The following is a 26,183-nucleotide window of genomic DNA, read 5'->3' as shown; positions in this document are numbered from 1 at the left end:
GATTGCGGTTTTCGTCGCGAAAGACGCGAAGTGACACTTCATCGCGCAAGACGCGACATGAGAAAAGCCCCGAAGCTGCAACGCCTTCCAACCCCCTTGTCGACGGACCCCCCGCCTATCAAACCTGAACCTTGCCATGCCATTCCTCGAACTTCAGCCAGTGTGCTCGTCTGCCCAGGTCACAGCCCCGAGCCCGCCACCCACATTTTCTGGAAATATCCATTTAAAAAGGGGCATCTTCGCGGCCGTACCGGAAAAAATCTTCAGTATTCGACTTGGGTAATATCCGTCCGGCCTATAGTGGGCGCACACTGCGCCGAGTGACGCAGCGTTGCCAATCCGCGACAGCGCGCATCCCCTCCAGGAGACCGTCCCCATGAGCCCGTCGCCGGACCTCCAGGCGCGCCGCCCGGGCGCCGACCTGGACGAGCACCTCTCCCTGCTGCGCAGGCGGTGGCTGCTGCTCGTCGGCTGCGTCGTGGTCGGCGGCACCGCCGGGCTCGCCCTGCTCCGGGCCACCCCGCCGGCCTACACCGCGGTCACCCAGGTCCTCGTCACGCCGGTCGACGGTCAGGACCAGGCCAACCAGGTGAGCAACCGCCAGCGCGAGCCGCTCAACCTCGACACCGAGGCCCAGATCGCCCAGTCGGCGGTCGTCTCGGCGCGGGTCGCCCAGGCCCTGCGGATCACCGCGCCGCAGCCGGTCGAGGTCTCCGTCCCGCCCAACTCGGCCGTGTTGTGGGTCTCGGTGACCGACGCCGATCCCGTGGCCGCCGCCGCGCAGTCCCGGGCCTACGCCGACGCCTACCTGGCCAACCGGCGCGAGAGCGCGCAGGCCGCGATGGCCGAGCGGCAGCAGGCGGTGCTGGCCAAGCTCAAGCAGGTCAACACCGGCCTCGACGCGGCCATCAAAGAGGTCGGCCGCCTGCCCAAGGGCAGCGCCGAGCACGCCATCGCCACCCAGCGCCAGAGCGTGCTCAACCGGCAGGCCGCCAGCCTGACGCTCAAGTACGACGCGCTGCGCACGGTCGCGGTGACCCCCGGCTCGGTCATCAGCGAGGCGCTGCCGCCGACCCGGCCGAGCTCCCCCAGCCTGCCCCTCTACCTCGGCACCGGCCTGATGGCCGGTTTGCTGCTCGGCGCGGCGGCGGCCTACGCCCGCGACCGGCTCGACACCCGGCTGCGCACGGCCGCCGACGTCGAGCGGCTGACCGGGCTGCCCGTGCTGACCGATCTGTCCACCTCCCGTGAGCACGGCGTGCTGCACGAGCTGGCCTGCGCCGTGGTCGCGGCCTGTCCCGGCAAGCGGCTGCTGGTCCGGTCGCTGCCCGCCGACCTCTACGCCTCCTCGCTGGCCGAGCCGCTGGCCATCAGCGCGCCGCTGTCGGTGCTCGACGGCTCCGACGTCCGCGACCTGGCGCGGGCCGACGCGGCCCTGCTGCTGGTCGGGCTGGGCCGGGTCACCTCGCCGGAGGTGACGGCGGCCGCGCGCCACCTGGAGCGGCACGACGTGCCGGTCGTGGGCGTGGTGACGGCGACCGACGCGGTGCCGGAGTTCGTCCCGCTGCTGGAGCCGCGCACCCACACCTCGCTCGGCAAGCTCGTCGCCACCGGCGAGCTGGAGGTGAGCCTGGCGGCCGAGACCACGCCCATGCCGTCGTTCCACCACCGGCAGCGCAAGCAGACGTGACACGACCAGCCTGGCCGATCGCGGCGCTCCTGCTCGGCTACCCGATCTGGTGGGCGCTGGGGTTCGGCGGCCTGTCCGTGGTCGTCCTGGCCGTGCCGATGGCGGTGATCCTGTGGCGGCGGCGGCCGATCCGGGTGCCCCACGGGTTCGGCCTGTGGCTGCTGCTGCTGGCCGGCTACCTGCTGAGCGCGATGATGCTGGACGAGCTGCCTCCCGGCACGTACGGCGAGTTCAGCGCCGGCCGCCTGATCGGCTGGGCCATGCGGCTGGCCCTGTACGTGTCCGTCCTGGTCATGGTGCTCTACCTGGGCAACCTGAGCGAGCGCGAGCTCCCGCAGCTGCGCCTGGTGCGCTGGCTCGGGGTGTTGTTCCTGACCACGGTCGCCGGCGGCCTGCTCGGCGTCCTGGTCCCGCACTTCGCCTTCACCTCGCCGGTCGAGCTGCTGCTGCCCGGCTGGATCAGCGAGAACTCCTTCGTCCAGAACCTCATCCATCCCACGGCCGCCCAGACCCAGAAGGTGCTCGGCTACTCCTCCCCCAGGCCGGAGGCGCCCTTCGAGTGGGCCAACGCGTGGGGCAGCAACGCGTCGGTGCTGCTGATCTGGTTCGTCGTCGGCTGGTGGACGTACGGCGGGCGGGGGCGCCGGGTGCTGGCGGTGCTGGTGATCGCCCTGGCCGCGATCCCGGTCGTGTACTCGCTCAACCGCGGCCTGTGGATCGGGCTCGGGCTGGCCGTGGCGTACCTGATCGTGCGGGTGGCGGGCCGGACCAGGGTCGTGCTGTGCGGGGCGGTGGCCGCCGGGCTGGTGATGTTCGCGCTCAGCCCGCTGGCCTCGGTGTTCGCCCAGCGGCTGGACAAACCGCACTCCAACGACGTCAGGGCCTTCACGATGACCGCCACGGTCGCCGCGGCCCGCCACTCGCCGGTCATCGGCTACGGCAACACCCGCAACTCGCTCGGCAACCACCGCTCGATCACCACGGGCAAGACGCAGTGGTGCGCGGCCTGCGGGCACCCGCCGCTCGGCAGCGACGGGCAGCTCTGGCTGCTGCTGATCACCCAGGGCTTCACCGGGGCCGCCCTCTACGTGGCCTTCTTCCTCGGCGCCATCCGCCGCCACTGGGCCGACCGCTCCCCGATCGGGCTGGCCGGGGTTCTGGTGATGGGCCTCGTGCTGCTCTACATGTTCGTCTACGACGGCCTGGTGACGCCGCTGAGCCTCTATCTCATCTCGTTCGCCCTGCTGTGGAGAAACGCATGAAGGACGCCTCCGCGCGGCTCGGATACCTCCGCGAGACCGTGCGCCTGCTGTTCCCGGGTACCGGGTCGCCGCGGCCGTACTCGGTGCTGCCGCACCGGGTGCTGCCCCGCCGGCTGGCGCCGCGGCGCTGGTGGCACGTGGGGGGCGCGGTCACCGTGCCGCTGGAGGGGTCCGTGGCGGCCTATCTGGGCGAGGTCTTCGACGCGCCCGTGGAGATCGTGCTGCACGTGCGTCCGGCGTTGCGGCCCAACCGCAAGCCCGTGCTGGAGGCCCGTACCGGGGGGCGGCTGCTGGCGTACGTGAAGGTCGGCGACAGCCCGCTCGCCCGCGAGCTGGTCGGCCGCGAGGCGGCCGCGCTGCGCGGGCTGGCCGCGGCGCCGCTGAAGACCGTCGTCGTGCCCGACGTGCTGCACCACGGCGAGTGGCGCGGCCTGCCCGTGCTGGCGCTGTCACCCCTGCCCGTACGGCGCGGCCGGGTGCCCCCGGCCCTGCTGCACGCCGCGATCATGGAGATCGCCGCCACCGGCGGTCCGGTGCCGGCCTGGCACGGCGACCTGTCCCCGTGGAACATCTGCCCCTCCGCCGACGGCCGGCTGCTCGTCTGGGACTGGGAGCGGTACGAGACCGGCGTCCCCTACGGCCTCGACGCCGCGCACCACCTGTTCCATCGGGCGCTGCGCAGGATGGACCCGGCCACGGCGGCCCGCGCCTGCCTGGCCAGGGCGCCCCGCGAGCTGGCCCCGCTCGGCCTGTCGTCGGCCGAGGCCAGGCGGACGGCGCTGCGCTACCTCATCGTGCTGGCCGACCGGCACGCCGCCGACGGCCACAGCCCGCTCGGGCCGCCCGAGACCTGGCTCAACCCGGCCGTCGACCACGAGGAGCTGCTGCCATGAGGACGATGAAGCGGCCGGTGTTGTCCTTCTCGCGGCTGGCGGGCCGGTTCACGTCGAGCGCCCGGGTGCTGCCGTCGTTCCTGATCGTGGGGGCGCAGCGGTGCGGCACGACCTCGCTCTACCGGGCGCTGGCCCAGCATCCGCTGCTGCTCAAGCCCGTCCTGCACAAGGGAGTTCACTACTTCGACGTCGGCTACCACCGGCCGATGGCCTGGTACCAGGCGCACTTCCCGCTGCGCGCGGGCGCGGCGCTGCTGTCCCACCGGTACGGCGGCCGCACCCACGCCTTCGAGTCGTCCCCCTACTACCTGTTCCATCCGCTGGCCGGTGAGCGGATCGCTGCCGACCTGCCCGGGGTCAAGCTGATCGTCCTGGTCCGCGACCCGGTCGAGCGGGCCTGTTCGGCCCACGCCCACGAGCTGGCCAGGGGCTTCGAGTCCGAGTCGCACCTCGAATCCGCCCTTGAGCTGGAGGCCGAGCGGCTGGCCGGGGCCGAGGAGAGCCTGCGCGTGTCGCCGTTCTCCGAGCACCACTCCCACCGCCACCACGCCTACCTGGCCCGCGGCCGGTACGCCGACCAGCTCGACCGCCTCGAACCGCTCTTCGGCCGCGACCGGATGCTGGTGCTCGACAGCCACCGGTTCTTCGCCGAGCCCGAGACCGCCTACGACCGCGTGCTGGAGTTCCTGACCGTGCCGCACCTGGGCTATCCGGCGTTCGAGCGGCACAACGGCCGGCCGCTGCCCCGGCCCGTGCCCCGGGTGCTGGAACAGGCGCTCCGGGACCACTTCGAGCCCTACGACGCGCGGCTGACGCGCTGGCTGGGCGGTGAGCCGTCGTGGCGCCGGTGATGGTCCGGCGCGGGATCGCCGGGCTGACCGGCGCCGGGGTGAGCGCGCTGGCGCAGTTCCTGGTGGCCGTGGTGGTGACCAGGGCGTTCAGCCCGGCGCAGGCGGGGGCGTTCTTCAGCGTGACGGCCCTGGCCCTGATGGCGGCCGGCATCGCCAAACTGGACGCCGGGAACGGTCTGGTGTACTTCATCGCGCGCGCCAGGACGTACGGCTATCGCGGTATCTCCGGATATTTCCGGGCGGCCATGGTGCCGTGCGCGCTGGCCGCCTGCGCGGCCGGGATGCTGCTGGAGCCGCGCATCGGGCTGCTGGCCTGGGCCCTGCCGGTGATCGTGCTCGGCGACATCGCGCTGGCCGCCACCCGCGGGTTCGGCTCGATGCGGCCCACCGTGCTGCTGGACGGCGTGCTGCTGCCCGCCGCGCAGCTCGTGCTCGTCACCTGGGCGGCGCTGGCCCACGCGCCGCAGTGGCTGCCGGCGGCCTGGGCGCTGCCCTTCCTGCCGCTGCTCGTCCTGGCCCTGGCCGACCTGCGCGGACGGGCGCCGCGCACGCCATACCTGCCGGGGACCGCGCGTGACCTGTGGCGGTACACCGCGCCCCGGTCCGCCGCGGGGGCCATCCAGGCGGTGTTCCAGCGGCTGGACATCGTCATCGTCGCCCTGCTCGGCGGGCCGGCCCAGGCCGCCGTCTACACGGCCGCCACCCGGTTCCGGGTCGTCGGGCAGCTCGCCAACCAGGGGCTGGCGCAGGCCGTGCAGGAGCGGCTGGTCCGGGCGCTCGCCGACGGGGAGCTCGGCCGGGCGCGCGAGCTGTACCAGGCCACCACGATCTGGCTGGTGCTGCTGACCTGGCCGGTGTGGCTGGGCTACGCCGTCCTCGCGCCGTGGCTGCTGCGCGTCTTCGGCCCCGCGTACGGCGCCGCCGCCCCCGTCGCCCTCGTCCTGGCCGGGACCATGCTGGTGGCCACCGCCTGCGGCATGGTCGACGTCGTCCTGACGGCCGCCGGCCACACCCTGGCCAGCCTGCTCAACCTGCTGGCCGCGGTGGCCGTCACGGTCGCGCTCGACCTGGCCCTGATCCCCTCCCACGGGGCGTTCGGCGCGGTCGTCGGCTGGTCGGCCGGGGTGATCGTGAAGAACCTGCTGCCGCTGTGGCAGCTGCACCACCGCTACGGCCTGCGCCCGTTCGGCCGCCACACCCTGCCCGCCCTGCGCCCGCGCACCTGGGCGGCTGCCGCGTGAACGCGCCCGTCCTGGTCACCGGCCTGCCGAGGAGCGGCACGAGCTGGGCCGGCAAGATGCTCACCGCCGGGGGCGGCCTGGTCTACGTCAACGAGCCGCTCAACCCGCAACACCCGCCCGGCCGCTGCCCCGGCGTGTTGCGGGCCGAGGTCGCCCACCGGTTCCAGTACATCTGCGACGACAACGCCGCCGACTTCCTGCCCGCCTTCCGCGACACGGTCGCCCTGCGCTACCACTGGCTCGCCGAGCTGCGCGCCAACCGCTCCCCCTACGACCTGGCGCGGCTGGCGCGCTACGGCACCGCGTTCGCGTTCGGCCGCCTGGCCGGGCGCCGGGCGCTGCTCGACGACCCGTTCGCGGTGTTGTCGGCCGGTTGGTTCGCCCGGCGGCTGGGGTGCGCGGTCATCGTCCTCGTGCGTGATCCGGTGTCGTTCGTGGCGAGCTGGCGCCGGCTCGGGTGGCGGTTCGACGTGGGCGACCTGCTCGGCCAGCCGCTGCTCGTCCGCGACCATCCCGGCCTGCTGCGGCTGTGCCCGCTGCTCGGCTCCGCCGACGACCTGGCCACGACGGCCGCCCTGTGGCGGGCCGCGCGGTCGGTGCTGGCCGCCACTACCGGCGTCCTGGTGGCGTCGTACGAGTCGCTGGCTCAGGATCCGGTGACCGGTTTCCGGCGGCTCTACGCCCACGCGGGCCTGCCGTGGTCGCCGGCCGCCGAACGCCGGATCGTCCGGGCCTGCACCACGCCGTCCCGCCGGTCGGCGGCGTTCGCCTGGTCGGGGTTGTCCCGTACGGCCTTCCGTCCGATGGACTCCCGTCACGCCCTGGCCACGGCGGCCCGGGGGCTCACCCCGGCCGAGGCGGCCCGGGTCCGGGCCCTCACCGCCTGAGCCTCGTCAGCAGGCAGCCGGCGAGCAGGCGTACGGCGAAGGGGAGGTCGTCCACGAGGTAGCGCCGCGCCAGCCGGCCGGGCTCGCTCATCAGCCGGAACGCCCACTCCAGCCCGGCCCGCCGCATCCAGCGCGGCGCCCGCCGGACGGTGCCGGCGGCGAAGGCGATGGCCGCCCCGCAGCCCACGAACCACGCCTGCGGCAGCTCCGCGCGCAGCTCGGCGATGAGCAGATCCTGCCGGGGGAAGCCCAGCCCGACGAACACCAGGCGGGGCCGCGCCGCGACCACCCGGCGCCGCACCCGCTCCCTGCCCTCCGCCGTGTCGTCGAAGCGGTACGGCGGCGCGTGCACCCCCGCCACCTTCAGCCCTGGACGGCAGCTCCTGAGCTCGTCGGCGGCCAGCTCGGCCACCCCCGGCGGCCCGCCGAGCAGGTACACCGGCCAGTTCCGGGCCGCGGCCGCCTCGCTGAGCGACCAGATCAGGTCGGCCCCGGTGACCCGTTCGGGCAGCGGGGTGCCGAGCAGCCTGGCCGCCCACACCAGCGGCATGCCGTCGGCCACCACGATCTCGGCCGAGCCCACGAGCTCCTGCAGGGCCGGGTCGCGGGCGACGGCCCGGCAGATGTCGACGTTGGGCGTCACGATGCGGCCGCCCCGGCCAGCCGCGGCCTCCGCAGCCACCCAGCGCACCACGTCGGCCTCGGTGACGACGTCCAGCCCGACCCCGCCCACCCGCACGCGCTCCGCCGCACGCCCCCGGCGCCCGGCCTCGGCGGGCCCGCGACCCGCCAGGCGCTCGGCCGGAAGGGTGCGGGCGACCTCCGGCTCGGCGCCACGGCCCCGGCCGGCCACGGTCGGCCCGGCCGCGCGGACCCGCGCGGACTCGGCGGCATGCCCGGCCCCCGACGCGGAGATCCGGGCGGACGCGGCCTCGGCGGCACGGCCGCGGGCGGGCGGGGAGTCGGAGGCGGGGTTCGGGGCGGGCGGGCGCTGGACGGGCACGGCGGGCACGCGGGTCCTGGGCGGGGTCATATGCCGTGCCCCCGTCCGTGCAGCAGCCCGAGCACGGTCGGGGCCGGGACGATCCCCGCCGCGACGGCCAGCGCGATCGGCGCCCGCGGCTCACCCGGCCGCGCCCCGAACGCGCGCACCGCCCACCGGACCGCCGCGCGCCGCCGCCCGAGCGCCGCGTACGCGAAGGCGAGCTGGCCGTAGACCCGCGCCGCGCCGCGCCGGTCGGCGGCCAGCTCGGGATGGCGGTCGAGCATCCAGTCGAGCCCCGCGATCCGGTCCGCCCAGCGGGCCGCGTAGTGGGACGAACCGCCCCACCGCACCCGGACGAGCGGCCGGTCGACGTGCGTGATCGGCCGCCGCCGGGCCGCGCGCAGGGCGAGGTCCCAGTCCTCGTTCTGGCCCCCTGGGGCGCTCTCGTCGGCCCACAGGGCCCCGCGCCGGAACAGGAACGTCGAGGAGTGCACCATCACCATGCGCGACCGCAGGAGGTCGGCCGCGGTCACCGTGTCGGCGCCCGCGAGCCTGGCCACCCGGCGCCGCCCGTGCTCGACCTCAATGGCGCAGCTCGCGAACTCGCCTCCGGTCACGGCCAGCGCCCGCGCCTGGGCGGCGAGCTTGCCCGGCAGCCACAGGTCGTCGTCGTCGCAGAAGGCGACGAGCTCGGTGTCGAGGGCCGCGATGCCGGTGTTGCGCGCCCCGGGAAGCCCCGGGGCACGCCGGTTGTCCAGGACGGGCACACCCAGCTCCGGCCCCGGGCAGCCACGCCCGCCGTCGTGGACCACGACCACGGCGAGCCGCCCCGGATAGTCCTGGGCCAGCACCGCCGCCACGGCCTCGCGCAGCAGCCCGGGCCGGTCGCCGCAGGTCGGGATCACCACCCCCACGGACGGCGGCGCGCTCACGCGGCGACCTCCCGGTAGCCGTACCGGACGCGGAGGGGCCAGGTGAGCGCGGTGACCAGCCGCCGGTCGCGGACGGGCAGCCCCGAACGCCACGAGTCGTCGCACCGCAGCCGGATGCCCCCGACCTGGAACCGCATCGGATTGCCGGACGCGGTGTGCGCGGGCCCGAGCCGCGCCGTCGTGCCCTCCAGGAACGGCAGGCCGGGAACGTCGAGGCCGAGGAAGCCGGCCAGCGAGGTCAGCGTGGGCTCCGGACGGGCGACCAGGTCTTCGTAGCGCACCCGGGTCACCAGGGCCCCCTGACGGGCGAGGAGCTCGAGACCGGCGTTCTGGGCCGTCCAGTGGAGGGACGTGCGCAGCGGCCCCCAGCGGGTCATGGGACGCCCGTCCTCGGGCCGCTCGACGGTCCTGCGCCAGGAGTGGGCCACCGCCCGCGGGTCGCGGACGACGTGCACGACGCGTACGTCCATGCCGGCCGCGACCAGGCAGTGGGCGAGGGAGGCGTGTTTGCTGGAGTCGATCACGACGGGCGCGCCGGTCGCCTCGTAGACCTTCCGGTACGCCCGCGCGTACTCGGCCAGGTCGGGATGCGCGATGCGTCCCATCCGGTGGGTGCGGTCGACCCGCTGCCGCAACATGAGCACCCGCTCGGCCACCGACGGCCGCCATCCGCCGAACGCCGCCCGGCCCACCTGCCGCCAGAAGTCGCAGGCGGCGAAGGCGGCGCCGCACCCGCACGGCTCTCCGGCCAGCACGCCCCTGGACCACAGATGGACCACCTCGCCGAGCGCCACGACGCCGGGCAGCTCGGCGAGCAGCCGTTCCAGCAGGGTGGTGCCACTACGGCCGAGGCCCCCGAGGAAGATCACTCGGGTGGCGGATGCGCGGTCGGTCACAGGGGAGGGCCTTCACGTCGCCAACACGGAACGCGACGACCCTAGCGCGGAGGGTAATCAGATGGTCAGGAAACCCCGCAAAGATCTACCGAAACGGCGAACGGCCCGGCGTGGGGTCGCCGGGCCGTTCGCATGACGCTCAGCTGGCGTCGATGATCATTCCGGCGCCGACCGTGCCGTTGGTGGCCTCGTCCACGAGGATGAAGCCGCCGGTCAGCCGGTTGCGGGCGTAGTCGTCGACGAACAGCGGCTGGGTGACCCGCAGCGAGACCCGGCCGATCTCGTTCAGGCCGAGGGCGGTGGCCTCCTCGTCCCGGTGCAGCGTGTTGACGTCAAGCCGGTAGTGCAGGTCGCGCACCAGCGCCCGCGCCGTACGGGTGGTGTGCTTGATCGTCAGCTTGGTGCGCGGGGTCAGCTTGAGGCCGTCGGCCATCCAGCAGACCATGGCCTCCAGCTCCTGGGCCGCGTGCGGCTGGTTGTTGGGCCTGGCGATCATGTCTCCGCGCGAGATGTCGAGGTCGTCCTCGAAGCGCAGCGTGACCGACATGGGCGGGAACGCCTCCTCCACCGGCCCGTCGAACGTGTCGATCGAGGCGATCCGCGTGCTCAGCCCGGACGGCAGGTGGGTCACCTCGTCGCCCGGCTTGAGCACCCCGCCCGCGACCTGCCCCGCGTAGCCGCGGTAGTCGTGGAAGGCGTGGTCGGTGGCCTTCTGCGGACGGATCACGTACTGGACGGGGAAGCGCACGTCGACCAGGTTGCGGTCGGAGGCGATGTGCACGTTCTCCAGGTGGTGGAGCAGGGACGTGCCGAGGTACCAGGGCATGTTCTCCGAGCGCGAGACGACGTTGTCGCCGTTGAGCGCGGAGATCGGGATGAACGTCAGGTCGCTCACGTTGAGCTTGGAGGCGAAGGAGGTGAACTCCTCCCGGATCTCCTCGAACCGCTCCTGCGAGTAGTCGACCAGGTCCATCTTGTTCACGGCCAGCACCAGGTGCGGCACCCGCAGCAGCGAGGTCAGGAACGCGTGCCGGCGCGACTGCTCCAGCACGCCCTTGCGCGCGTCGATGAGGATGATCGCCAGGTCGGCCGTGGAGGCGCCGGTGACCATGTTCCTGGTGTACTGGATGTGGCCGGGCGTGTCGGCGATGATGAACTTGCGCTTGGGCGTGGCGAAGTAGCGGTAGGCCACGTCGATCGTGATGCCCTGCTCGCGCTCGGCCCGCAGGCCGTCGGTCAGCAGCGACAGGTCGGTGTACTCGGTGCCGCGGTCGCGGGAGGTGCGCTCGACCGCTTCGAGCTGGTCCTCGAAGATGGCCTTGGAGTCGAAGAGCAACCGTCCGATGAGGGTGGACTTGCCGTCGTCGACGCTTCCCGCGGTGGCAAAGCGAAGAATGTCCATCAGAAGTAGCCCTCTCGCTTGCGGTCCTCCATGGCGGCCTCGGACGAGCGGTCGTCGGCCCTGGTGGCCCCCCGCTCGGTGATCCGGGTGGCCGCGATCTCCTCGATGATCTCCTCGACCGTGGCGGCCGTGGACTGCACGGCGCCGGTGCAGGTCATGTCACCGACCGTGCGGTAGCGCACGACGGCCTCGAACAGCGGCTCGTCGTCGCCACGGGACACGACGTCGGAGTCGGGCAGCAGCATGCCGTCGCGCTCGAACACCTTGCGGGTGTGCGAGAAGTAGATCGAGGGGATCTCGATGCCCTCACGCCGGATGTAGTCCCAGATGTCGAGCTCGGTCCAGTTGGACAGCGGGAAGACCCGGATGTGCTCACCCTTGCGGATGCGGGAGTTGTAGAGGTTCCACAGCTCGGGGCGCTGGTTCTTCGGGTCCCACTGGCCGAAGTCGTCGCGGAAGGAGAACACGCGCTCCTTGGCGCGGGCCTTCTCCTCGTCGCGCCGGGCGCCGCCGAAGACGGCGTCGAACTCGTGCTCCTCGATCGCGTCGAGCAGCGTGGTGGTCTGCAGGCGGTTGCGCGAGGCGCGCCGGCCGGTCTCCTCGACCACCCGGCCGCTGTCGATCGACTCCTGCACGCTGGCCACGATCAGGCGCGCGCCCAGCTCCTCGGAACGGCGGTCGCGGAACTCGATGACCTCGTCGAAGTTGTGCCCGGTGTCGACGTGCATCAGCGGGAACGGGATGGCCGCGGGCCAGAACGCCTTCTCCGCGATGCGCAGCATGACGATCGAGTCCTTGCCGCCGGAGAAGAGCAGACACGGCCGCTCGAACTCCGCCGCCACCTCGCGCATGATGTGAATGGCCTCGGCTTCGAGTACGTCGAGCTGCGACGTCGTGTAGTCGCGCTGGAGCATGGGCGCTTCCTCCGGCGGTTAGCGATGCAGGTCCCGAATTCCGGCGAGCAGGGATGTCGCCAGCTCCGGTAGGGAAACCAGGATATCCGGTAGTGACGGGTCCGCTTGGTTGTAGGTCAGCTCCGAGCCGTCGACGCGGCTGGCGAACGCCCCGGCCGCCTGCGCGACGGCGACGGGGGCCGCGGAGTCCCACTCGTACTGGCCGCCGGCGTGCACGTACGCCTCGACCTCGCCGGTGAGCACCGCGGAGATCTTGGCCCCCGCCGAGCCGATCGGCACCAGGTCGGCCCCCAGCAGGTAGGCCAGCTTCTGGACGAACTCCGGCGGCCGGGTGCGGCTCACCGCGATGCGGAAGCGGCCCTTCTCGAAGGCCGGCAGGGCGGGCGGCTCGGCGGTGGTCAGCGTACGGCCCTGCGCGGGCAGCGCCACCGCGCCCGCGGTCAGCTTGCCGCGCTCCCACAGCGCGACGTGCACGGCCCAGTCGGCCCGGCCCTCCTCGGAGAACTCGCGCGTGCCGTCGAGGGGGTCGACGATCCACACGCGCTCGGCGCCCAGCCTGCGCGGGTCGAGCCGCTCCTCGCGGGTAGCCTCCTCGGACAGCACACTGTCACTCGGACGCAACCGTGCCAGCGCCTCCATGAGGAACACGTGCGCGGCCCGGTCGCCCTCCGCGCGCAACGCGGCGGAGTCGCCGAACCCGGTGCGCTCGCGGACCTGCAGCAGCCTCTCGCCCGCCTCCGTCGCCAGGTCGCCGGCCACGGCGTGGTCGTCGCGAATCGTCATCAATATGCTCCTTGCCCGCGGGCGACGGCCGACCAAGTCTTCCACAGGATCTGCAGGTCCAGCGTGAGGGACCAGTTCTCCACGTAACGCAGGTCGAGACGGACGGATTCCTCCCACGATAGGTCAGATCGCCCGCTCACTTGCCACAGCCCGGTCAGCCCGGGACGCACCAGAAGCCGTCTGCGCACGTCGTCACCGTAGCGCGCCACCTCCTCCGGAAGCGGCGGGCGGGGGCCGACGAGCGACATGTGTCCGAGCAGCACGTTGATGAGCTGGGGCAGCTCGTCGAGGGAGTGGCGGCGCATCAGCGTGCCGAGCGGCGTCACGCGCGGATCGTTGCGGATCTTGAACAGCACGCCGTCGTGGTCGCTGACGAGGGTGATCTTCTGCTGCTCCGAGCCGCGCCGCATGGTACGGAACTTCAGGATCGTGAACGGCCTGCCGTCCTTCCCGACGCGGGTCTGGCGGAACAGCGCGGGCCCCGGGCTCGTGCCGCGCACGGCCACGGCCAGGGCCGCCAGCAGCGGCGACAGCAGCACCAGCAGACCGGCGGCGACCACGCGGTCGAAGACGTTCTTGACCAGTTGCCGGGCGCCGGTCAGCTCGGGGTGCTCGACGTGCAGCAGCGGCAGCCCGGCGGCCGGCCGGATCATCGTGCGCGGGCCGGCGACGTCCATCAGGGCGGGGGCGACCACCAGCTCGGTGTGGGTGCGCTCCAGCCGCCAGGCCAGCCGGCGCAGCGCGTCGCCGTCCATCTCGGGGCAGGCCAGCACCGCCACGGTGTCGGCGCGCACCTGGTCGACGACCAGCGGCACGTCGCCGAAGTCGCCCGCGACGGGCACCTCGGTCAGCACCCCGGGCGGCTCGCCGTAGGGCAGACAGGCGGCCACGACGTCCATGCCGTGGTGGCGTTCCCTGCGGAAGAGGTGGACCAGCTCGGCGACCGAGGCCGGGTGGCCGACCGCGACCACGCGGCGCATGCAGGCCCCCGCTGCCCTGCGCCGGTTGAGCGAGCGCCGCAGCAGGTAGCGGGCGACCAGCGTGAGCAGCGTGACCAGGGGCAGCGCGAGCACGACGTAGCCGCGGGCGACGTCGGTCTTGGTGACGTACGAGCCGATCGCGGTGGCCGCGGTCAGCGCCACGCCGGCGTGCACGACGCGGCGGAACTCCTCGGAGCCGACGCCGATCATGCGGGGCTCGTAGGCCCGGTTGAGCGCGACCGCGCAGATCCACACCCACGGCAGCGCCACGCTGACCAGCAGGTACGGCAGCACGTAGGGGGTGAACCCGCCGAACCTGCCGCAGAAGGCGGCGGCGGACCCGATGCCCGCCCCGCACAGATCGCCCACCACGGCACGGAACCGGTAGGAACGCATCCATGCCGGAGTCACCGGGCTGACCCGCCACGAGAGGGCCTCGCCGGACTTCACGGGCTCTCCTGCCTCACTCCGTGAGGCGGCCTCGGTCGCCAAATGCCGTCTTCCCCCGCTCCGCTCCCGCCGTCGCTCCGGGCGGTGGCACGCCTCTGTGTGCCCGTTCCCGAACGGACAGTCACCGATGCTAGCCGGGCGTGCGCCACGACAGGCGGCGAACGGTTCTATGCGGCGATCAGCGCGGAGGGCCGGAAATGTGGAGATCAGCCCGGTGGAAGTCGTTCTGGGTGGCTTCCAGGCCACGGGCCATGAGCGACTCGACGACGTCGGCGCCCCGGTCGACGAGGAAGGGCAGATCCTTGCGCTCGACGGTGGCGAAGTCTCGCAGCACGAAGGTGGCCGGGTCCATGCGGCCGGGCGGCCGGCCGATGCCGAAGCGCACCCTCAGGTAGTCGCGGGTGCCGAGGACCTTGGTGATGGACTTGAGCCCGTTGTGGCCGTTGTCGCCGCCGCCCAGCTTGGCGCGCAGCGCGCCGTAGGGGACGTCGAGCTCGTCGTGGACGACGATCAGCCGGTCGGGGCCGATCTTGTAGAAGTCGGCGAGCGCCTTGACCGGCCCGCCCGACAGGTTCATGTACGTCAGCGGCTTGGCCAGCACGGCCGCCCGCGTCTCCAGCACCTCGGACCTGCTCTTGTGCGCCTTGAAGCGCCCGCCGGCCCGCGCGGCCAGCTCGTCGAGCACCATGAAGCCCGCGTTGTGCCTGTTACCCGCGTATTCGGGCCCCGGATTGCCCAGTCCGACGATCAGCCAGCGGTCCATGTGCGCTCCCCTTACAGCGGAACGGGGGCGGCCTCGCGCCACCCCCGTTGTCGCGGTACGTGCTTACTCGGCGGCAGCCTCGGCGCTCTCGCCCTCGCCCTCGGCCTCGGCGGTCTCGCCCTCGGCGGCCTCCTCGGCCTCGGCGGCGGGCTCCTCGGTCGGCTTGGCGATGACGTGGAGGACCACGGCCTCGGGGTCGGCGGCCAGCGTGGCGCCCGACGGCAGGTCGAGCTGCGCGGCGGTGACCACGGTGCCGACCTCCATGCCCTCGACGTCGACCTCGACGCCGGTCGGGATGTGGGTGGCCTCGGCCTCGACGGCCACCGAGACGAGCTGCTGGTCGAGCAGGCCCTCGGAGTTGACGTCGCCGGTCGTGGTGACCGGGATCTCGACGGTGACCTTCTCGCCGCGCTTGACCAGGAGCAGGTCGACGTGCTCGACGAAGCCCTTGATCGGGTCGCGCTGCACGCCCTTGGGCAGGGCGAGCTCGTCGACGCCGTCACCCTGGAGGCGGATCAGCACGTTGGGCGTGCGGAGGGCGAGCAGCACCTCGTGACCGGGCAGGGTCAGGTGCTTGGGGTCGATGCCGTGCCCGTAGAGGACGGCGGGCACCTTGTCGGCGCGGCGGATCTTGCGGGCGGCGCCCTTGCCGAACACCGTGCGCGGCTCGGCGGCGATACGTACTTCAGACACGACATCTCCTAGGGATGCAGAGATCGGATTGTGGCGCGCTCCCCCTCACCCGCCCTAGCGGAAGGCGTTACGAGCGCAACCCGTACAGCTTACTCGCTCAGGTGTCGCCCTCGAACAGGCTCGTGACGGAGCCGTCGGTGAAGACCTCGGTGACGGCGCGGGCGATGAGCGGCGCGATCGAGAGCACGGTCAGCTTGTCGAACCGCTTGGCCTCCGACAGCGGCAGCGTGTTGGTCACGATGACCTCGGAGATGCGCGAGTTCTTCAGCCGGTCGACGGCGGGGTCGGAGAAGACCGCGTGGGTGGCGGCGACGATGACGTTGGTGGCGCCCTGCTCGTAGAGGGCGTCGGCGGCCTTGCAGATCGTGCCGGCGGTGTCGATCATGTCGTCGATCAGCACGCAGGTGCGCCCGCTGACCTTGCCGACGACCTCGCTGACCTTCACGGAGTTGGCCACGTCGAGGTCGCGGCGCTTGTGGATGAAGGCCAGGGGCGTGCCGAGGGTGTCGGCCCAGCGCTCGGACAGGCGGACGCGGCCGGTGTCGGGCGAGACGACGGTCGTGTTCTCCAGGTCGAGCTTGTTCTTCAGGTAGCTCTCCAGGACCGGCATCGCGAACAGGTGGTCGACGGGACCGTCGAAGAAGCCCTGGATCTGCGAGGTGTGCAGGTCGATCGACATGAGCCGGTCGGCGCCGGCGGTCTTGAACAGGTCGGCCATCAGCCGGGCCGTGATGGGCTCGCGGCCGCGGCCCTTCTTGTCCTGGCGGGCGTAGCCGAAGAACGGCATGACCACGGTGATGCGCTTGGCCGAGGCCCGCTTGAGCGCGTCGACCATGATGAGCTGTTCCATGATCCACTTGTTGATGGGACCGGTGTGGCTCTGGATCACGAACGCGTCGCAGCCGCGGACGGACTCCAGGTAGCGGGCGTAGATCTCGCCGTTGGCGAAGTCGATCAGTTTGGTGGGGGTGAGGGAGACGCCGACGTGCTCGGCAACCTCTTCGGCCAGCTCTGGATAGGCCCGGCCGGAGAAGAGCATGAGGTTCTTCTCGCCCGGCTGTTTGATGCTGGTCACTGTTCGTTCTCCTGCTGTGCTCGCTCGGCCAGCGCCCGTTCGGCGGCGGCGGCCGACTTGGTGCCCGCGCGCTTGCGCAGGACCCATTTCTCGATGTTGCGCTGTCGCGCCCTGGCCACGCCCATCGCCCCTGGGGGTACGTCGCTGACGATCACGGACCCGGCCGCGGTGTTGGCGCCTTCGCCGATCGTCACGGGGGCGATGAGCATGGTGTCGCAGCCGACGAACGCGCCGTCGCCCACGGTGGTGTGGTGTTTGTCGACCCCGTCGTAGTTGACGAAGACGGTGGAGGCGCCGATGTTGACGTCTTCCCCGATGGTGGCGTCGCCGGCGTAGGTGAGGTGGGGCACCTTGGAGCGCTCGCCGACCTTGGTGTTCTTCATCTCGACGAACGTGCCCGCCTTCGACCTGCGGCTGAGCACGGTGCCGGGGCGCAGGTAGGCGTAGGGGCCGACGTTGGCCTCGGGGCCGATCTCGGCGCCGTCGCAGACCGCGTTGCGCACGACGGCGCGCTCGCCGACGCGGGTGTCGGTCAGCGTGGTGGCCGGGCCGACCTCGGCGCCGGCGCCGATGACCGTGCGGCCGTGGAGCTGGGTGCCGGGGTGGACGACGGCGTCGGGCCCGATCTCGACGTCGACGTCGACCCACGTGGTGGCCGGGTCGACGACGGTGACGCCGGCCCGCATGTGCTGCTCCAGCAGCCGCTGGTTGAGCACCTTGCGGGCGAAGGCGAGCTGGACGCGGTCGTTGACGCCCTCGACCTCGACGTAGTCGGCGGCCACGCAGGCGCCGACCCGGTGGCCGTCGCCGCGCAGGATGCCGAGGACGTCGGTGAGGTACTCCTCGCCCTGGGCGTTGTCGGTGGACACGCGCTTGACGGCGTCGGCGAGCAGCAGGCCGTCGAAGGCGTAGATGCCGGAGTTCATCTCCTTGATCGCGCGCTGCTCGTCGTCGGCGTCCTTCTCCTCGACGATCTCCAGCACGGCGCCGGAGGGGTCGCGGACGATCCGGCCGTAGCCGGTCGGGTCGGGCACCTCGGCCGTCAGCACGGTGACCGCGTTGCCGTCGGCGGCGTGCTTGGCGAGCAGCGTGGCGAGCGTGCGGGCCTGCATGAGCGGCACGTCGCCGTAGGTGACCAGGATCGTGCCGGCGATCGTGCCGACCTCCTCCAGCACCGTGCGCACGGCGTGGCCGGTGCCGCGCTGCTCACGCTGGACGACGGCGCGGGCGTCGGGGCTGGTGGCGGCCAGATGACCGCCGACCTGTTCGAGCGCATGGCCGATGACCACGATGAGCCGCTCGGGATCGAGGTCGCGGGCGGCGGCGAGCATGTGGTCGACCAGCGCGCGGCCGCACAGCTCGTGGAGGACTTTCGGGGTCTGGCTCTTCATCCGGGTGCCCTCGCCCGCGGCGAGGACGATGACGGCTGCCGGGCGCGGCACACTCACGGACTGAGACTCCCTGTGACTGGACGGATCAGGGTCGTCGGCGCGGCTACCGCGCCGCAACCCTCCCGACACCGTGAGGATACCTGCCCGGTTCGGAACTCTTTCGCGCGGGGAGTCGCGGGATGGCTGTCAAGGCTCCCGGAAGAGGACTCGAACCCCTACAAAGTGGACCAAAACCACTTGTCCTGCCGATTAGACGATCCGGGACGGACCGGACGCCGTGGCGTCCGACACACAGCCCCTACGATACCGAGCCCGCACGGGCGTATGCGCCCTCAATTCTCTCGCACATCTCCAGTGCCGCGAATACCGGGGACACGCGGGGGTAGTCGGCGCGCTGGTCGTATAACAGAACACCCCAAAAGCCGCAAGGCACGAAACCCACTCACCTGGGCGCGCCGGCCGTCAGCTAAGTGACATCCACACTTAGGGCTTCCTTACTTACGATGGCGTAGGTTACGGTGGCGTAGCCTGGACATTCATCCTCATACATGTAGTTGGAGGTAGCCCATGACCGTTCTCGCCGAGCGTTCCTCCCCCGCCCCGAAGCCCGACTTCGAAGAAGAACCGAAGTCCAGGGCCGAGATCATCACGTTCGCACTCGTGGTCGGACTGCCCCTGGTCGCGCTCGCGGCGGCGGTCCCGCTGGCCTGGGGATGGGGACTCGGCTGGACGGACATCGTCATCGCCTTCGTCTTCTACGTCGTCTCCGGGCTCGGCGTCACCGTCGGGTTCCACCGCTACTTCACGCACGGCTCGTTCAAGGCCAAGCGGCCGCTGAAGATCGCGATGGGCATCGCGGGCAGCCTGTCGCTGGAGATGTCCGTGCTGGACTGGGTGGCCACGCACCGCAAGCACCACAAGTTCTCCGACAAGGACGGCGACCCGCACTCGCCGTGGCGCTTCGGCCCCGGCTTCAGGTCGATGTCCAAGGGCCTGCTGTACGCCCACATGGGCTGGCTGTTCGAGAGCGAGCGCACCAACCGCGAGAAGTACGCCCCCGACCTGTGCAAGGACGAGGACATCCAGAAGCTGCACAAGTGGTTCCCCACGCTGGCCCTCGTCTCGGTCCTGCTGCCCGGCGTGCTCGGCCTGCTGCTGACCTGGTCCTGGCAGGGCGGCCTGACCGCGCTGTTCTGGGGCTCGCTGATCCGCATCGGCCTGCTGCACCACGTGACCTGGTCGATCAACTCGATCTGCCACGTCTTCGGCGAGGAGTCCTTCCAGACGCGTGACAAGTCGCGCAACGTCTGGTGGCTGGCCATCCCGTCGTTCGGCGAGTCCTGGCACAACCTGCACCACTCCGACCCCACCTGCGCCCGGCACGGCGCGCTCAAGGGCCAGATCGACCTCAGCGCCGGCCTGATCCGCCTCTTCGAACGGGCGGGCTGGGTGTACGACGTGCGCTGGCCGACGCCAGAACGCCTGGCGGCGAAGCGCATTGCCTGACGAGAATCAGCCGATGAACGGCCATTCGTCCGTGGCCGTCATTATGGAACCCGTGACCGAACCCCGATCTCGCAGGCGCATGTCCGGTAGAGAGCGCAGAGAGCAGCTGATCCGGATCAGCCGCACGCTGTTCGCCGAGAAGGGGTTCGACGGGACCTCCATAGAGGAGATAGCCGCCACCGCGCAGGTGTCCAAACCCGTGGTGTACGAGCATTTCGGCGGCAAGGAAGGCGTCTACGCGGTCGTCGTCGACCGCGAGATGCAGAAGCTGCTCGGCATGATCACCTCGGCCCTCGCCGCCTCCCACTCCCTCATCAAGCTGGAGCGGGCCGCCCTGGCCCTGCTCCAGTACATCGAGGAGAGCAGCGAGGGCTTCCGCATCCTGGTGCGCGACTCGCACGCGGCCTCGGGCACGGGCACGTTCGCCAGCCTGATCAGCGAGATCGCCAGCCAGGTCGAGGACGTCCTGGCCGACGAGTTCGCCGGCCGGGGCTACGACCCCAAGCTCGCCCCGATGTACGCCCAGATGCTGGTCGGCATGGTCGCGCTGACCGGCCAGTGGTGGCTGGACGTGCGCAAGCCGGGCCGCGAGGAGGTCGCCGCGCACCTGGTGAACCTGGCCTGGAACGGCCTGACCGGGCTGAACCCGAGCCCGGTCATCTCGGTGGCCACCCGCAACCAGGCCGCCGCCGCCGCCAAGCCGCGCGTCAGCGACAAGGATCTGCGCGAATTCGAGAAGGCCCGGGAGAAGGAGCTCAAGGAAGCCGAGAAGCTCCGCCAGCGAGAGTTGCGTGACGCGGAGAAAGCCCGGGTACGAGAGTTGAAGGAGCGCGAGCGGCTGCTGAAGGAGGCGGAGAAGGCCCGCGAGCGCGAGGAGAAGATCCGTCAGCGGGAGGCCAGGCTCGCCGAGCGCGCCGCACGCCTGGAGCAGGCCGACCAGCCAGAGTGAGTTCGTTGCGGCTACGTTAACGTTCCGTTCAACCAATCGGGGCAATATAGGCCATATGTCCGCGGAACCGCTGCAATCGGGAAACGACCTGCCCCTGCCACAGGAGCGGTTCCTCAACCGCGAGGAAAGCTGGCTCCAGTTCAACGAGCGCGTCCTCGAACTGGCCGAGGACCCGTCGGTCCCGCTGCTCGAACGGGTGCGCTTCCTGGCCATCTTCGCCAGCAACCTGGACGAGTTCTTCCGCGTACGGGTGGCCGGCCTGAAGCGGCGCATGGCCACCGGGCTGCTGCTGCGCACCAAGAGCGGGCTGAAGCCGCGCGAGGAGCTGGCCCGGATCGCCACGATCGCCGACTCCCTGGCCAAGCGGCACGCCGCCGCCTTCCACGACCGTGTCTGCCCCCAGCTGGCGACCGAGGGCATCGAGATCGTCCGGTGGGACGACCTGGGCCGCGAGGAGCGCACGGAGCTGCGCAAGCTGTTCAGGGAGCGGATCAGGCCGGTGCTGACGCCGCTGGCGGTCGACCCGGCGCACCCGTTCCCCTACATCTCCGGGCTCAGCCTCAACCTGGCCGTGCTGGTGCGCAACCCGATCACCGACCACACCGTCTTCGCGCGGGTGAAGGTGCCCTCGCAGCTCCCCCGGTTCGTACCGGCGTCGAAGGACCGGTTCGTGCCGCTGGAGGACGTCATCGCGGCGCACCTCGGCCAGCTGTTCAAGGGCATGGAGATCCTCCAGCACCACGTCTTCCGCGTCACCAGGAACGAAGACCTCGACGTCGACGAGGACGTCACCGAGAACCTCATGCAGGCGCTGGAGAAGGAGCTGCTCAAGCGGCGGTTCGGGCCGCCCGTGCGGCTGGAGGTCGAGGAGACGATCACGCCCGAGGTGCTGGCCCCGCTCATCGAGGAGCTGGAGCTGGCCCCGCACGAGATCTACCGGCTGCCCGGACCGCTCGACCTGACCGGCCTGCACGCCATCGCCGACCTCGACCGCGGCGAGCTGAGCTATCGCCCGTTCGTGCCGGCCGAGGTGATCAACGCCGAGGACGACCTCTTCTCCACCCTGCGCGAGCGCGACGTGCTGCTGCACCACCCGTACGACTCGTTCGCGACCAGCGTCCAGCGGTTCATCGAGGTGGCCGCGGCCGACCCGCGGGTGCTGGCGATCAAGCAGACCCTCTACCGGACCAGCGGCGAGTCGCCCATCGTCGACGCGCTGATCGACGCGGCCGAGGCGGGCAAGCAGGTCGTCGTGGTCGTGGAGATCAAGGCCCGCTTCGACGAGCACGCCAACATCTCCTGGGCCAGGAAGCTGGAGCGGGCCGGCTGCCACGTGGTCTACGGCGTGGTCGGCCTGAAGACCCACTGCAAGCTGGCCCTCGTCGTCCGGCAGGAGCCCTCGGGCGAGCTGCGCCGCTACTGCCACATCGGCACCGGCAACTACAACCCCAAGACGGCCCGCCAGTACGAGGACTTCGGCCTGCTCACCGCCGACCCGCTGGTGGGCGAGGACGTCACCGACCTGTTCATCCACCTGACCGGCTACTCCAACCACTCGGCCTACCGCCGGCTGCTGGTCGCGCCGCACTCGATGCGCAGCGGCCTGCTGGCCAGGATCGACCGGGAGATCGCCCACCAGCAGGCGGGCCGTCCGGCGCGGATCAGGATCAAGACGAACTCGCTGGTGGACGAGCCGATCATCGACGCGCTCTACCGGGCGTCCAGGGCGGGGGTGCCGGTGGACCTGTGGGTGCGCGGTATCTGCATCCTTCGCCCCGGAATCCCCAATTTGTCAGAAAATATCCGCGTAAGGTCGGTTTTGGGGCGCTTTTTGGAGCACTCCCGCGTGTACGAGTTCGGCCTCGGCAGGCGTCCCGAGGTGTGGATCGGCAGCGCCGACCTGATGCGCAGGAACCTCGACCGCCGGGTCGAGGCCCTGGTCAAGGTGACCTCGCAGCAGCACAAGGCGTACCTGATCGAGCTGATGGACCTGGCCATGGCCGACACCACGAACGCGTGGTGGCTCAACTCCGACGGCACCTGGATCCGCCACGAGGGCGAGGATCTGCAGAGCCATCTCGTCGGCACCAGGCGATGGAGGACCGTTGACGACTGACCTGCTCCGGGCCGCCGGAGCCGTGGTCTGGCGGGGCGCGGAGAGCGGCCCCGAGGTGGCGGTGATCCACCGCCCGCGCTACGACGACTGGACCTTCCCCAAGGGCAAGCTGGAGAGCGGCGAGCACGTCATCGCCGCCGCCCTGCGCGAGGTCACCGAGGAGACCGGCCTGACGGTCGTCCTGGGCCGCGCCCTGCCGCCGATCCACTACCTCAGCGGCGGCCGGCTCAAGCGCGTCGACTACTGGACGGCGCGGGTCGCCTCCGACGCCGGCTTCGAACCGGGCGACGAGGTCGACGGGCTGCGCTGGCTGCCCGTCGACCGGGCTCGCGAGCTGCTGACCTACGAGTGGGACGCCGGGCTGCTGCGCGCCCTGGCCGCCGCGCCGCTCGCGACCGTGCCGCTGGTGCTCGTCCGGCACGCCACGGCCGGGTCCAGGAGCCGGTGGGACGGCGACGACGCGCTGCGCCCGCTGGACGACCACGGCGGCTCCCAGGCCGCCGCCCTGGCCACCGCGCTGCCCGCGTACCGGCCCGAGCTGCTGGTCAGCTCGCCCAGCCGGCGCTGTGTCCAGACGCTGGAGCCGTACGGGACCGGGATCGGGGCCGAGATCAGGACCGAGCCGCTGCTCAGCGAGGAGGGCCAGGACCCGCACAAGACGCCGGAGCTGGTCGGCGACCTCGCCGTGCCCGCGGCCGTGTGCAGCCACGGCAAGGTCCTGCCGCACCTGATCCACGCGCTGAGCGGCAAGGACGTGCACCTGCGCAAGGGCGCGTTCGCGGTGCTGCACCGGGTCGGCGGGCACGTCGTCGGCGTGGAGCGCTACGCGACCTGACGGCTCACCAGGTGAAGCGTTACGCGACCTGACGCCTCACCAGGTGACCGGCAGACGGGCGAAGCCCTGGGTGATCCTGCCCTCGTTGCGCGGCAGCTCGGCGACCGGGACGGCCAGCCGCAGGCCGGGAAGACGCTGGAAGAGCCGGCTGAAGACCGCCTCCAGCTCCACCCTGGCCAGGCTCGCGCCGATGCAGAACCGCGGGCCGTACCCGAAGGCGAGATGCGGGTCGGTCGCAGGACGGCCGATGACGAAGGTGTCGGGATCGGGATAGACCTGTTCGTCCCGGTTCGCCACGCCGGTGTTGAGGACGACCGCCTCGCCGCGGCGGATCGTGCGGCCGTCGATCTCGATGTCCTCGCGGGCGTACCTGGGCAGGCCGTGCAGGCTCGGCGCGGCCATGCGCAGGATCTCCTCGACCGCGGCGGGCGCGAGCCCGGGGTCCGACCGCAGCAGGTCGAGCTGGCCGGGGTTGGCCAGCAGCAGGAGCACGCCGTGGTCGATGCGGTTGACCGTGGTCTCGTGCCCGGCGAACAGCAGGCCGGCGGCCAGCTCGGCGATCTTGCCGTCGTCGTCCAGCTCGCCCGCGAGGTCCGACAGGACGTCCTCGGCCGGTTCGTGCCGTTTGCGGGCGATCAGCCCGGCCATGTAGGCGCTCAGCTCCGCCCGCGCCGCGACGCCGGCCGCCTCGTCCCGCAGGTCGGCCATGCGCGCGGACACGCCGCTGAAGTACTCCCTGTCCTCGTACGGGACGCCGAGCAGCCGGCAGATGACCAGCACCGGCAGCGGGAAGGAGAGCTCGGCGTGCAGGTCGGCCGGCGGCGTCAGCCCGGCCAGGCGGTCCAGCCGCTCCTCGACCAGGGCGCCGACCTCGCCGGCCAGCCGCCTCATCCGCCGGGCCGAGAAGGAGGGCGCGAAGAGCCTGCGCAGGCGCTCGTGGTCGGCCTTCTCGGTGGCGGCCTCGCCCTGCGGCCCGCCGAGCAGGGCCGAGTTCGACACGCGCGGCGCCCGTTCGGGCTCGGGGTGGGAGCGCCCCAGCCGGCTGTCGGTGAACAACCTGCGTGCCTGTTCGTAGCCGGTGACCAGCCAGACCTCGTCGCCCACCGGGGTGCGCACCCGCGCGATGCCCTCCTTCTCCCGCAGCTCCCGGTAGGCCGCCGGAACGTCGAGGGGGTCGCTGCGCGCGAAGGGTATTGCCGGAAGGTTCGTCATAGAACCTTCTTAACCGCCTTCACGGTTTCCGCCCAGACTCCGGGGAAATCGGCCTCGGCACGTTCGGCGGTGTTACGTTCGATCCCGATCAGCAGCCCGTACGTGAAGGTGTCCTCGCCTGCCTGCCGGGCGCCCTCGGCCTCCTTGGCCAGCGTCTCCTGGGCGACCACGCCGTCCCGGTGGGCCCCCAGCACCTCCTGGACGTTCTCGGCCAGCTCGGCCAGCCTGGCCATGCCCTTGCCGAGGGTCGGTTCGAGGGCTTCGGCGGTGTATCGAGCGCGTTTGGCCGCCTTGCGGACGTCGTGCAGGGCGATCTCGCGGCGTCCGGGGTCCTCGGTGGCCCGGGCTGCCTCGTACGCCCTGGTCACGCGGTCCCAGCCGGCCGAGGCGAGGGCGGTGAGCTTGTCCTTCGCCGGCTTGGCGGCGGCCTTGCCCAGCTCGGGGGTGGCGATCAGGGCGTCCAGGGCGTCCAGGAGGGTGTAGTAGCGGTCGCCGCTGAGTGCGTCCTTGATGCGCTCGTACGCCTCCTGCTCGCGTACGCGCAGGTCCGCGCCGAGACGGGTCCGGATGGGGCCGGTGACCAGCTCGGGGGCGAGGCCGGACAGCTCCCCGGCGAACCTGGCCCTGATCACCTCCAGGTCGCGGGCCTCGCCGAGCACCGTGCCGAGCCAGCGCAGCTCCTCCTGGACCTGTTCCGTGCCGGTCACCACCGACTTGAACGCCTTGAGCGCGCTGCGCAACCTGCGCGAGGCCACCCGCATCTGATGGACGGCGTCCTCCTCGGCCCTGCGCACCCGCGGATCCTGGCTGAGCAGGGCGGCGACCTGGCTCGACAGGTAGTCGATGACGGTCTCCCCCGCCGTGCCGGGCTCGGTGGCGGCCCTGGCGGGCGGGGCGGGTTCGAGGAGCCGGGCGAGCTTGCTGGCGCTGCCCGCCGGGGTCGCCCCCGCCTTGCGCAGCCGCTTGCCGACCTTGGCCAGCAGGTCCGGCCGGTCCTCGGCCAGCAGCTCGGCCTCGACCTCGCGCCACCGCAGCACCTTGCCGTCCCGGTGGACGGTGCCCTTCACCCGGTCGTCGGCGATCTCGACCAGCCGGGTGCCGCCGTCGTGCAGCAGGGTGACGCTGCGGCGGGTGTCGAGCTCGGCCACCACCTGGAGCTCGGCGCCCCTGGCGTAGGCCCGGACGAGTTCGGCCAGCTCCGGCGGCACGACCTTGGTGCTGCGGGTGAGCGGGCAGGTGATCTCCTGGCGCACGCCCCTGGCCTTGGGCAGCTTCAGGTGCCAGCCCGCGTCGTCGCCGCCGCGCCTGCGTCTGAGCGTGACGCCGCGCGCGGCCAGCCGCAGGTCGGCCGTGTCGTAGTAGAGCGCCACGAGCTGGTGACCGCGCGGGCCCGTGACCTGGGCCAAGCCGCTCAGGTCGGGGATCGTGTAGTCGGTCGGAACGTCGAACTTGTCCTCGATCTCGATGCCCACTGCAC

The 26,183-nt window shown here is 71.9% G+C and carries 23 protein-coding genes and 1 tRNA gene; 10 read left to right on the top strand and 14 right to left on the bottom strand.

Translation table 11 applies throughout. The features are described from left to right. Positions 1–376 precede the first annotated feature (376 nt). Genes ACFYYW_RS26000 through ACFYYW_RS25975 form a run of 6 tightly spaced genes read left to right on the top strand, consistent with a single transcriptional unit; the run spans position 377 to position 6,824 of the window. The gene (locus ACFYYW_RS26000; protein ID WP_387652283.1) at positions 377–1,690 is read left to right on the top strand and encodes a Wzz/FepE/Etk N-terminal domain-containing protein; all 1,314 of its coding nucleotides are present in this window, start codon (positions 377–379) and stop codon (positions 1,688–1,690) included. Then, complete coding sequence (locus ACFYYW_RS25995; RefSeq protein ID WP_387652281.1) at positions 1,687–2,952, top strand: hypothetical protein; 1,266 nt, start codon at positions 1,687–1,689, stop codon at positions 2,950–2,952. Before ACFYYW_RS26000 ends, ACFYYW_RS25995 begins: the two co-directional genes overlap by 4 nt. Then, the gene (locus ACFYYW_RS25990) at positions 2,949–3,845 is read left to right on the top strand and encodes a hypothetical protein (protein WP_387652279.1); all 897 of its coding nucleotides are present in this window, start codon (positions 2,949–2,951) and stop codon (positions 3,843–3,845) included. The genes ACFYYW_RS25995 and ACFYYW_RS25990 overlap by 4 nt, the downstream gene beginning before the upstream one ends. Further along, the gene (locus ACFYYW_RS25985) at positions 3,842–4,696 is read left to right on the top strand and encodes a sulfotransferase domain-containing protein (protein WP_387652277.1); all 855 of its coding nucleotides are present in this window, start codon (positions 3,842–3,844) and stop codon (positions 4,694–4,696) included. Before ACFYYW_RS25990 ends, ACFYYW_RS25985 begins: the two co-directional genes overlap by 4 nt. Further along, positions 4,684–5,937: a lipopolysaccharide biosynthesis protein gene (locus tag ACFYYW_RS25980; protein ID WP_387652275.1), complete on the top strand. Its 1,254-nt coding sequence runs from the start codon at positions 4,684–4,686 to the stop codon at positions 5,935–5,937. The genes ACFYYW_RS25985 and ACFYYW_RS25980 overlap by 13 nt, the downstream gene beginning before the upstream one ends. Then, the gene (locus ACFYYW_RS25975; protein WP_387652273.1) at positions 5,934–6,824 is read left to right on the top strand and encodes a sulfotransferase; all 891 of its coding nucleotides are present in this window, start codon (positions 5,934–5,936) and stop codon (positions 6,822–6,824) included. The genes ACFYYW_RS25980 and ACFYYW_RS25975 overlap by 4 nt, the downstream gene beginning before the upstream one ends. On the opposite strand, the gene ACFYYW_RS25970 is transcribed toward ACFYYW_RS25975, so the two are convergent. The 12 genes from ACFYYW_RS25970 to ACFYYW_RS25915 form a co-directional block, all read right to left on the bottom strand. Next, a complete protein-coding gene (locus ACFYYW_RS25970; RefSeq protein ID WP_387652271.1) occupies positions 6,814–7,857 on the bottom strand; it encodes a WecB/TagA/CpsF family glycosyltransferase in 1,044 nt (347 codons plus the stop codon). The two genes, ACFYYW_RS25975 and ACFYYW_RS25970, sit on opposite strands and share 11 nt — an antisense overlap. Continuing rightward, positions 7,854–8,741 (bottom strand): glycosyltransferase family 2 protein, encoded by an 888-nt coding sequence (locus tag ACFYYW_RS25965; protein ID WP_387652269.1) that lies wholly within the window; start codon positions 8,739–8,741, stop codon positions 7,854–7,856. Before ACFYYW_RS25965 ends, ACFYYW_RS25970 begins: the two co-directional genes overlap by 4 nt. Further along, positions 8,738–9,637 carry a sulfotransferase gene (locus tag ACFYYW_RS25960; protein ID WP_387652267.1) on the bottom strand — a complete coding sequence of 300 codons (900 nt, stop codon included), beginning with the start codon at positions 9,635–9,637 and terminating at the stop codon, positions 8,738–8,740. The genes ACFYYW_RS25965 and ACFYYW_RS25960 overlap by 4 nt, the downstream gene beginning before the upstream one ends. 139 nt (positions 9,638–9,776) lie before the next feature. Beyond that, positions 9,777–11,039 (bottom strand): sulfate adenylyltransferase subunit CysN, encoded by a 1,263-nt coding sequence (gene cysN, locus ACFYYW_RS25955; RefSeq protein ID WP_352321986.1) that lies wholly within the window; start codon positions 11,037–11,039, stop codon positions 9,777–9,779. Then, positions 11,039–11,953 (bottom strand): sulfate adenylyltransferase subunit CysD, encoded by a 915-nt coding sequence (gene cysD / locus ACFYYW_RS25950; protein WP_352321984.1) that lies wholly within the window; start codon positions 11,951–11,953, stop codon positions 11,039–11,041. The genes cysN and cysD overlap by 1 nt, the downstream gene beginning before the upstream one ends. Before the next feature lie 18 nt (positions 11,954–11,971). Beyond that, entirely contained in the window at positions 11,972–12,736 is a 765-nt protein-coding gene (locus ACFYYW_RS25945) for a 3'(2'),5'-bisphosphate nucleotidase CysQ (RefSeq protein WP_364337696.1), read from the bottom strand. Beyond that, positions 12,736–14,112 carry a sugar transferase gene (locus ACFYYW_RS25940; RefSeq protein ID WP_387652582.1) on the bottom strand — a complete coding sequence of 459 codons (1,377 nt, stop codon included), beginning with the start codon at positions 14,110–14,112 and terminating at the stop codon, positions 12,736–12,738. Before ACFYYW_RS25940 ends, ACFYYW_RS25945 begins: the two co-directional genes overlap by 1 nt. A 232-nt stretch (positions 14,113–14,344) precedes the next feature. Then, a complete protein-coding gene (gene pth, locus ACFYYW_RS25935; protein ID WP_352321980.1) occupies positions 14,345–14,929 on the bottom strand; it encodes an aminoacyl-tRNA hydrolase in 585 nt (194 codons plus the stop codon). A 63-nt stretch (positions 14,930–14,992) separates the two neighbouring features. Further along, positions 14,993–15,622 carry a 50S ribosomal protein L25/general stress protein Ctc gene (locus ACFYYW_RS25930; RefSeq protein WP_352321978.1) on the bottom strand — a complete coding sequence of 210 codons (630 nt, stop codon included), beginning with the start codon at positions 15,620–15,622 and terminating at the stop codon, positions 14,993–14,995. Between the two features lie 97 nt (positions 15,623–15,719). After that, positions 15,720–16,697, bottom strand: coding sequence for a ribose-phosphate diphosphokinase (locus tag ACFYYW_RS25925; protein WP_352321976.1), 978 nt, complete (start codon positions 16,695–16,697; stop codon positions 15,720–15,722). Then, entirely contained in the window at positions 16,694–18,145 is a 1,452-nt protein-coding gene (gene glmU, locus ACFYYW_RS25920; RefSeq protein WP_387652263.1) for a bifunctional UDP-N-acetylglucosamine diphosphorylase/glucosamine-1-phosphate N-acetyltransferase GlmU, read from the bottom strand. The genes ACFYYW_RS25925 and glmU overlap by 4 nt, the downstream gene beginning before the upstream one ends. Before the next feature lie 135 nt (positions 18,146–18,280). Further along, positions 18,281–18,352, bottom strand: a tRNA-Gln gene (locus ACFYYW_RS25915). Positions 18,353–18,655: 303 nt separating this feature from the next. On the opposite strand from ACFYYW_RS25915, the gene ACFYYW_RS25910 reads away from it, so the two are divergent. From ACFYYW_RS25910 to ACFYYW_RS25895, 4 genes are read left to right on the top strand one after another with little or no spacing between them, the layout of a single operon-like run. Further along, entirely contained in the window at positions 18,656–19,594 is a 939-nt protein-coding gene (locus tag ACFYYW_RS25910; protein ID WP_352321972.1) for an acyl-CoA desaturase, read from the top strand. A 43-nt stretch (positions 19,595–19,637) separates the two neighbouring features. Continuing rightward, on the top strand, positions 19,638–20,543 hold the full coding sequence (locus tag ACFYYW_RS25905; protein ID WP_387652580.1) for a TetR family transcriptional regulator: 906 nt from the start codon (positions 19,638–19,640) through the stop codon (positions 20,541–20,543). A 55-nt stretch (positions 20,544–20,598) separates the two neighbouring features. Further along, on the top strand, positions 20,599–22,659 hold the full coding sequence (locus ACFYYW_RS25900; RefSeq protein ID WP_352321968.1) for an RNA degradosome polyphosphate kinase: 2,061 nt from the start codon (positions 20,599–20,601) through the stop codon (positions 22,657–22,659). Then, positions 22,649–23,494 carry an NUDIX hydrolase gene (locus tag ACFYYW_RS25895; RefSeq protein ID WP_352321967.1) on the top strand — a complete coding sequence of 282 codons (846 nt, stop codon included), beginning with the start codon at positions 22,649–22,651 and terminating at the stop codon, positions 23,492–23,494. The genes ACFYYW_RS25900 and ACFYYW_RS25895 overlap by 11 nt, the downstream gene beginning before the upstream one ends. Positions 23,495–23,530: 36 nt before the next feature. Here ACFYYW_RS25895 and ACFYYW_RS25890 read toward each other — a convergent pair whose 3' ends face one another. Beyond that, the gene (locus tag ACFYYW_RS25890) at positions 23,531–24,706 is read right to left on the bottom strand and encodes a cytochrome P450 (protein WP_387652260.1); all 1,176 of its coding nucleotides are present in this window, start codon (positions 24,704–24,706) and stop codon (positions 23,531–23,533) included. After that, on the bottom strand, positions 24,703–26,178 hold the full coding sequence (locus tag ACFYYW_RS25885; protein WP_387652258.1) for a CHAD domain-containing protein: 1,476 nt from the start codon (positions 26,176–26,178) through the stop codon (positions 24,703–24,705). Before ACFYYW_RS25885 ends, ACFYYW_RS25890 begins: the two co-directional genes overlap by 4 nt. Positions 26,179–26,183 lie beyond the last annotated feature (5 nt).

The organism is Nonomuraea sp. NPDC001831 (assembly GCF_042892035.1).
Lineage (GTDB): Bacteria > Actinomycetota > Actinomycetes > Streptosporangiales > Streptosporangiaceae > Nonomuraea.
This window is presented reverse-complemented; position numbering and strand designations above follow the sequence as displayed.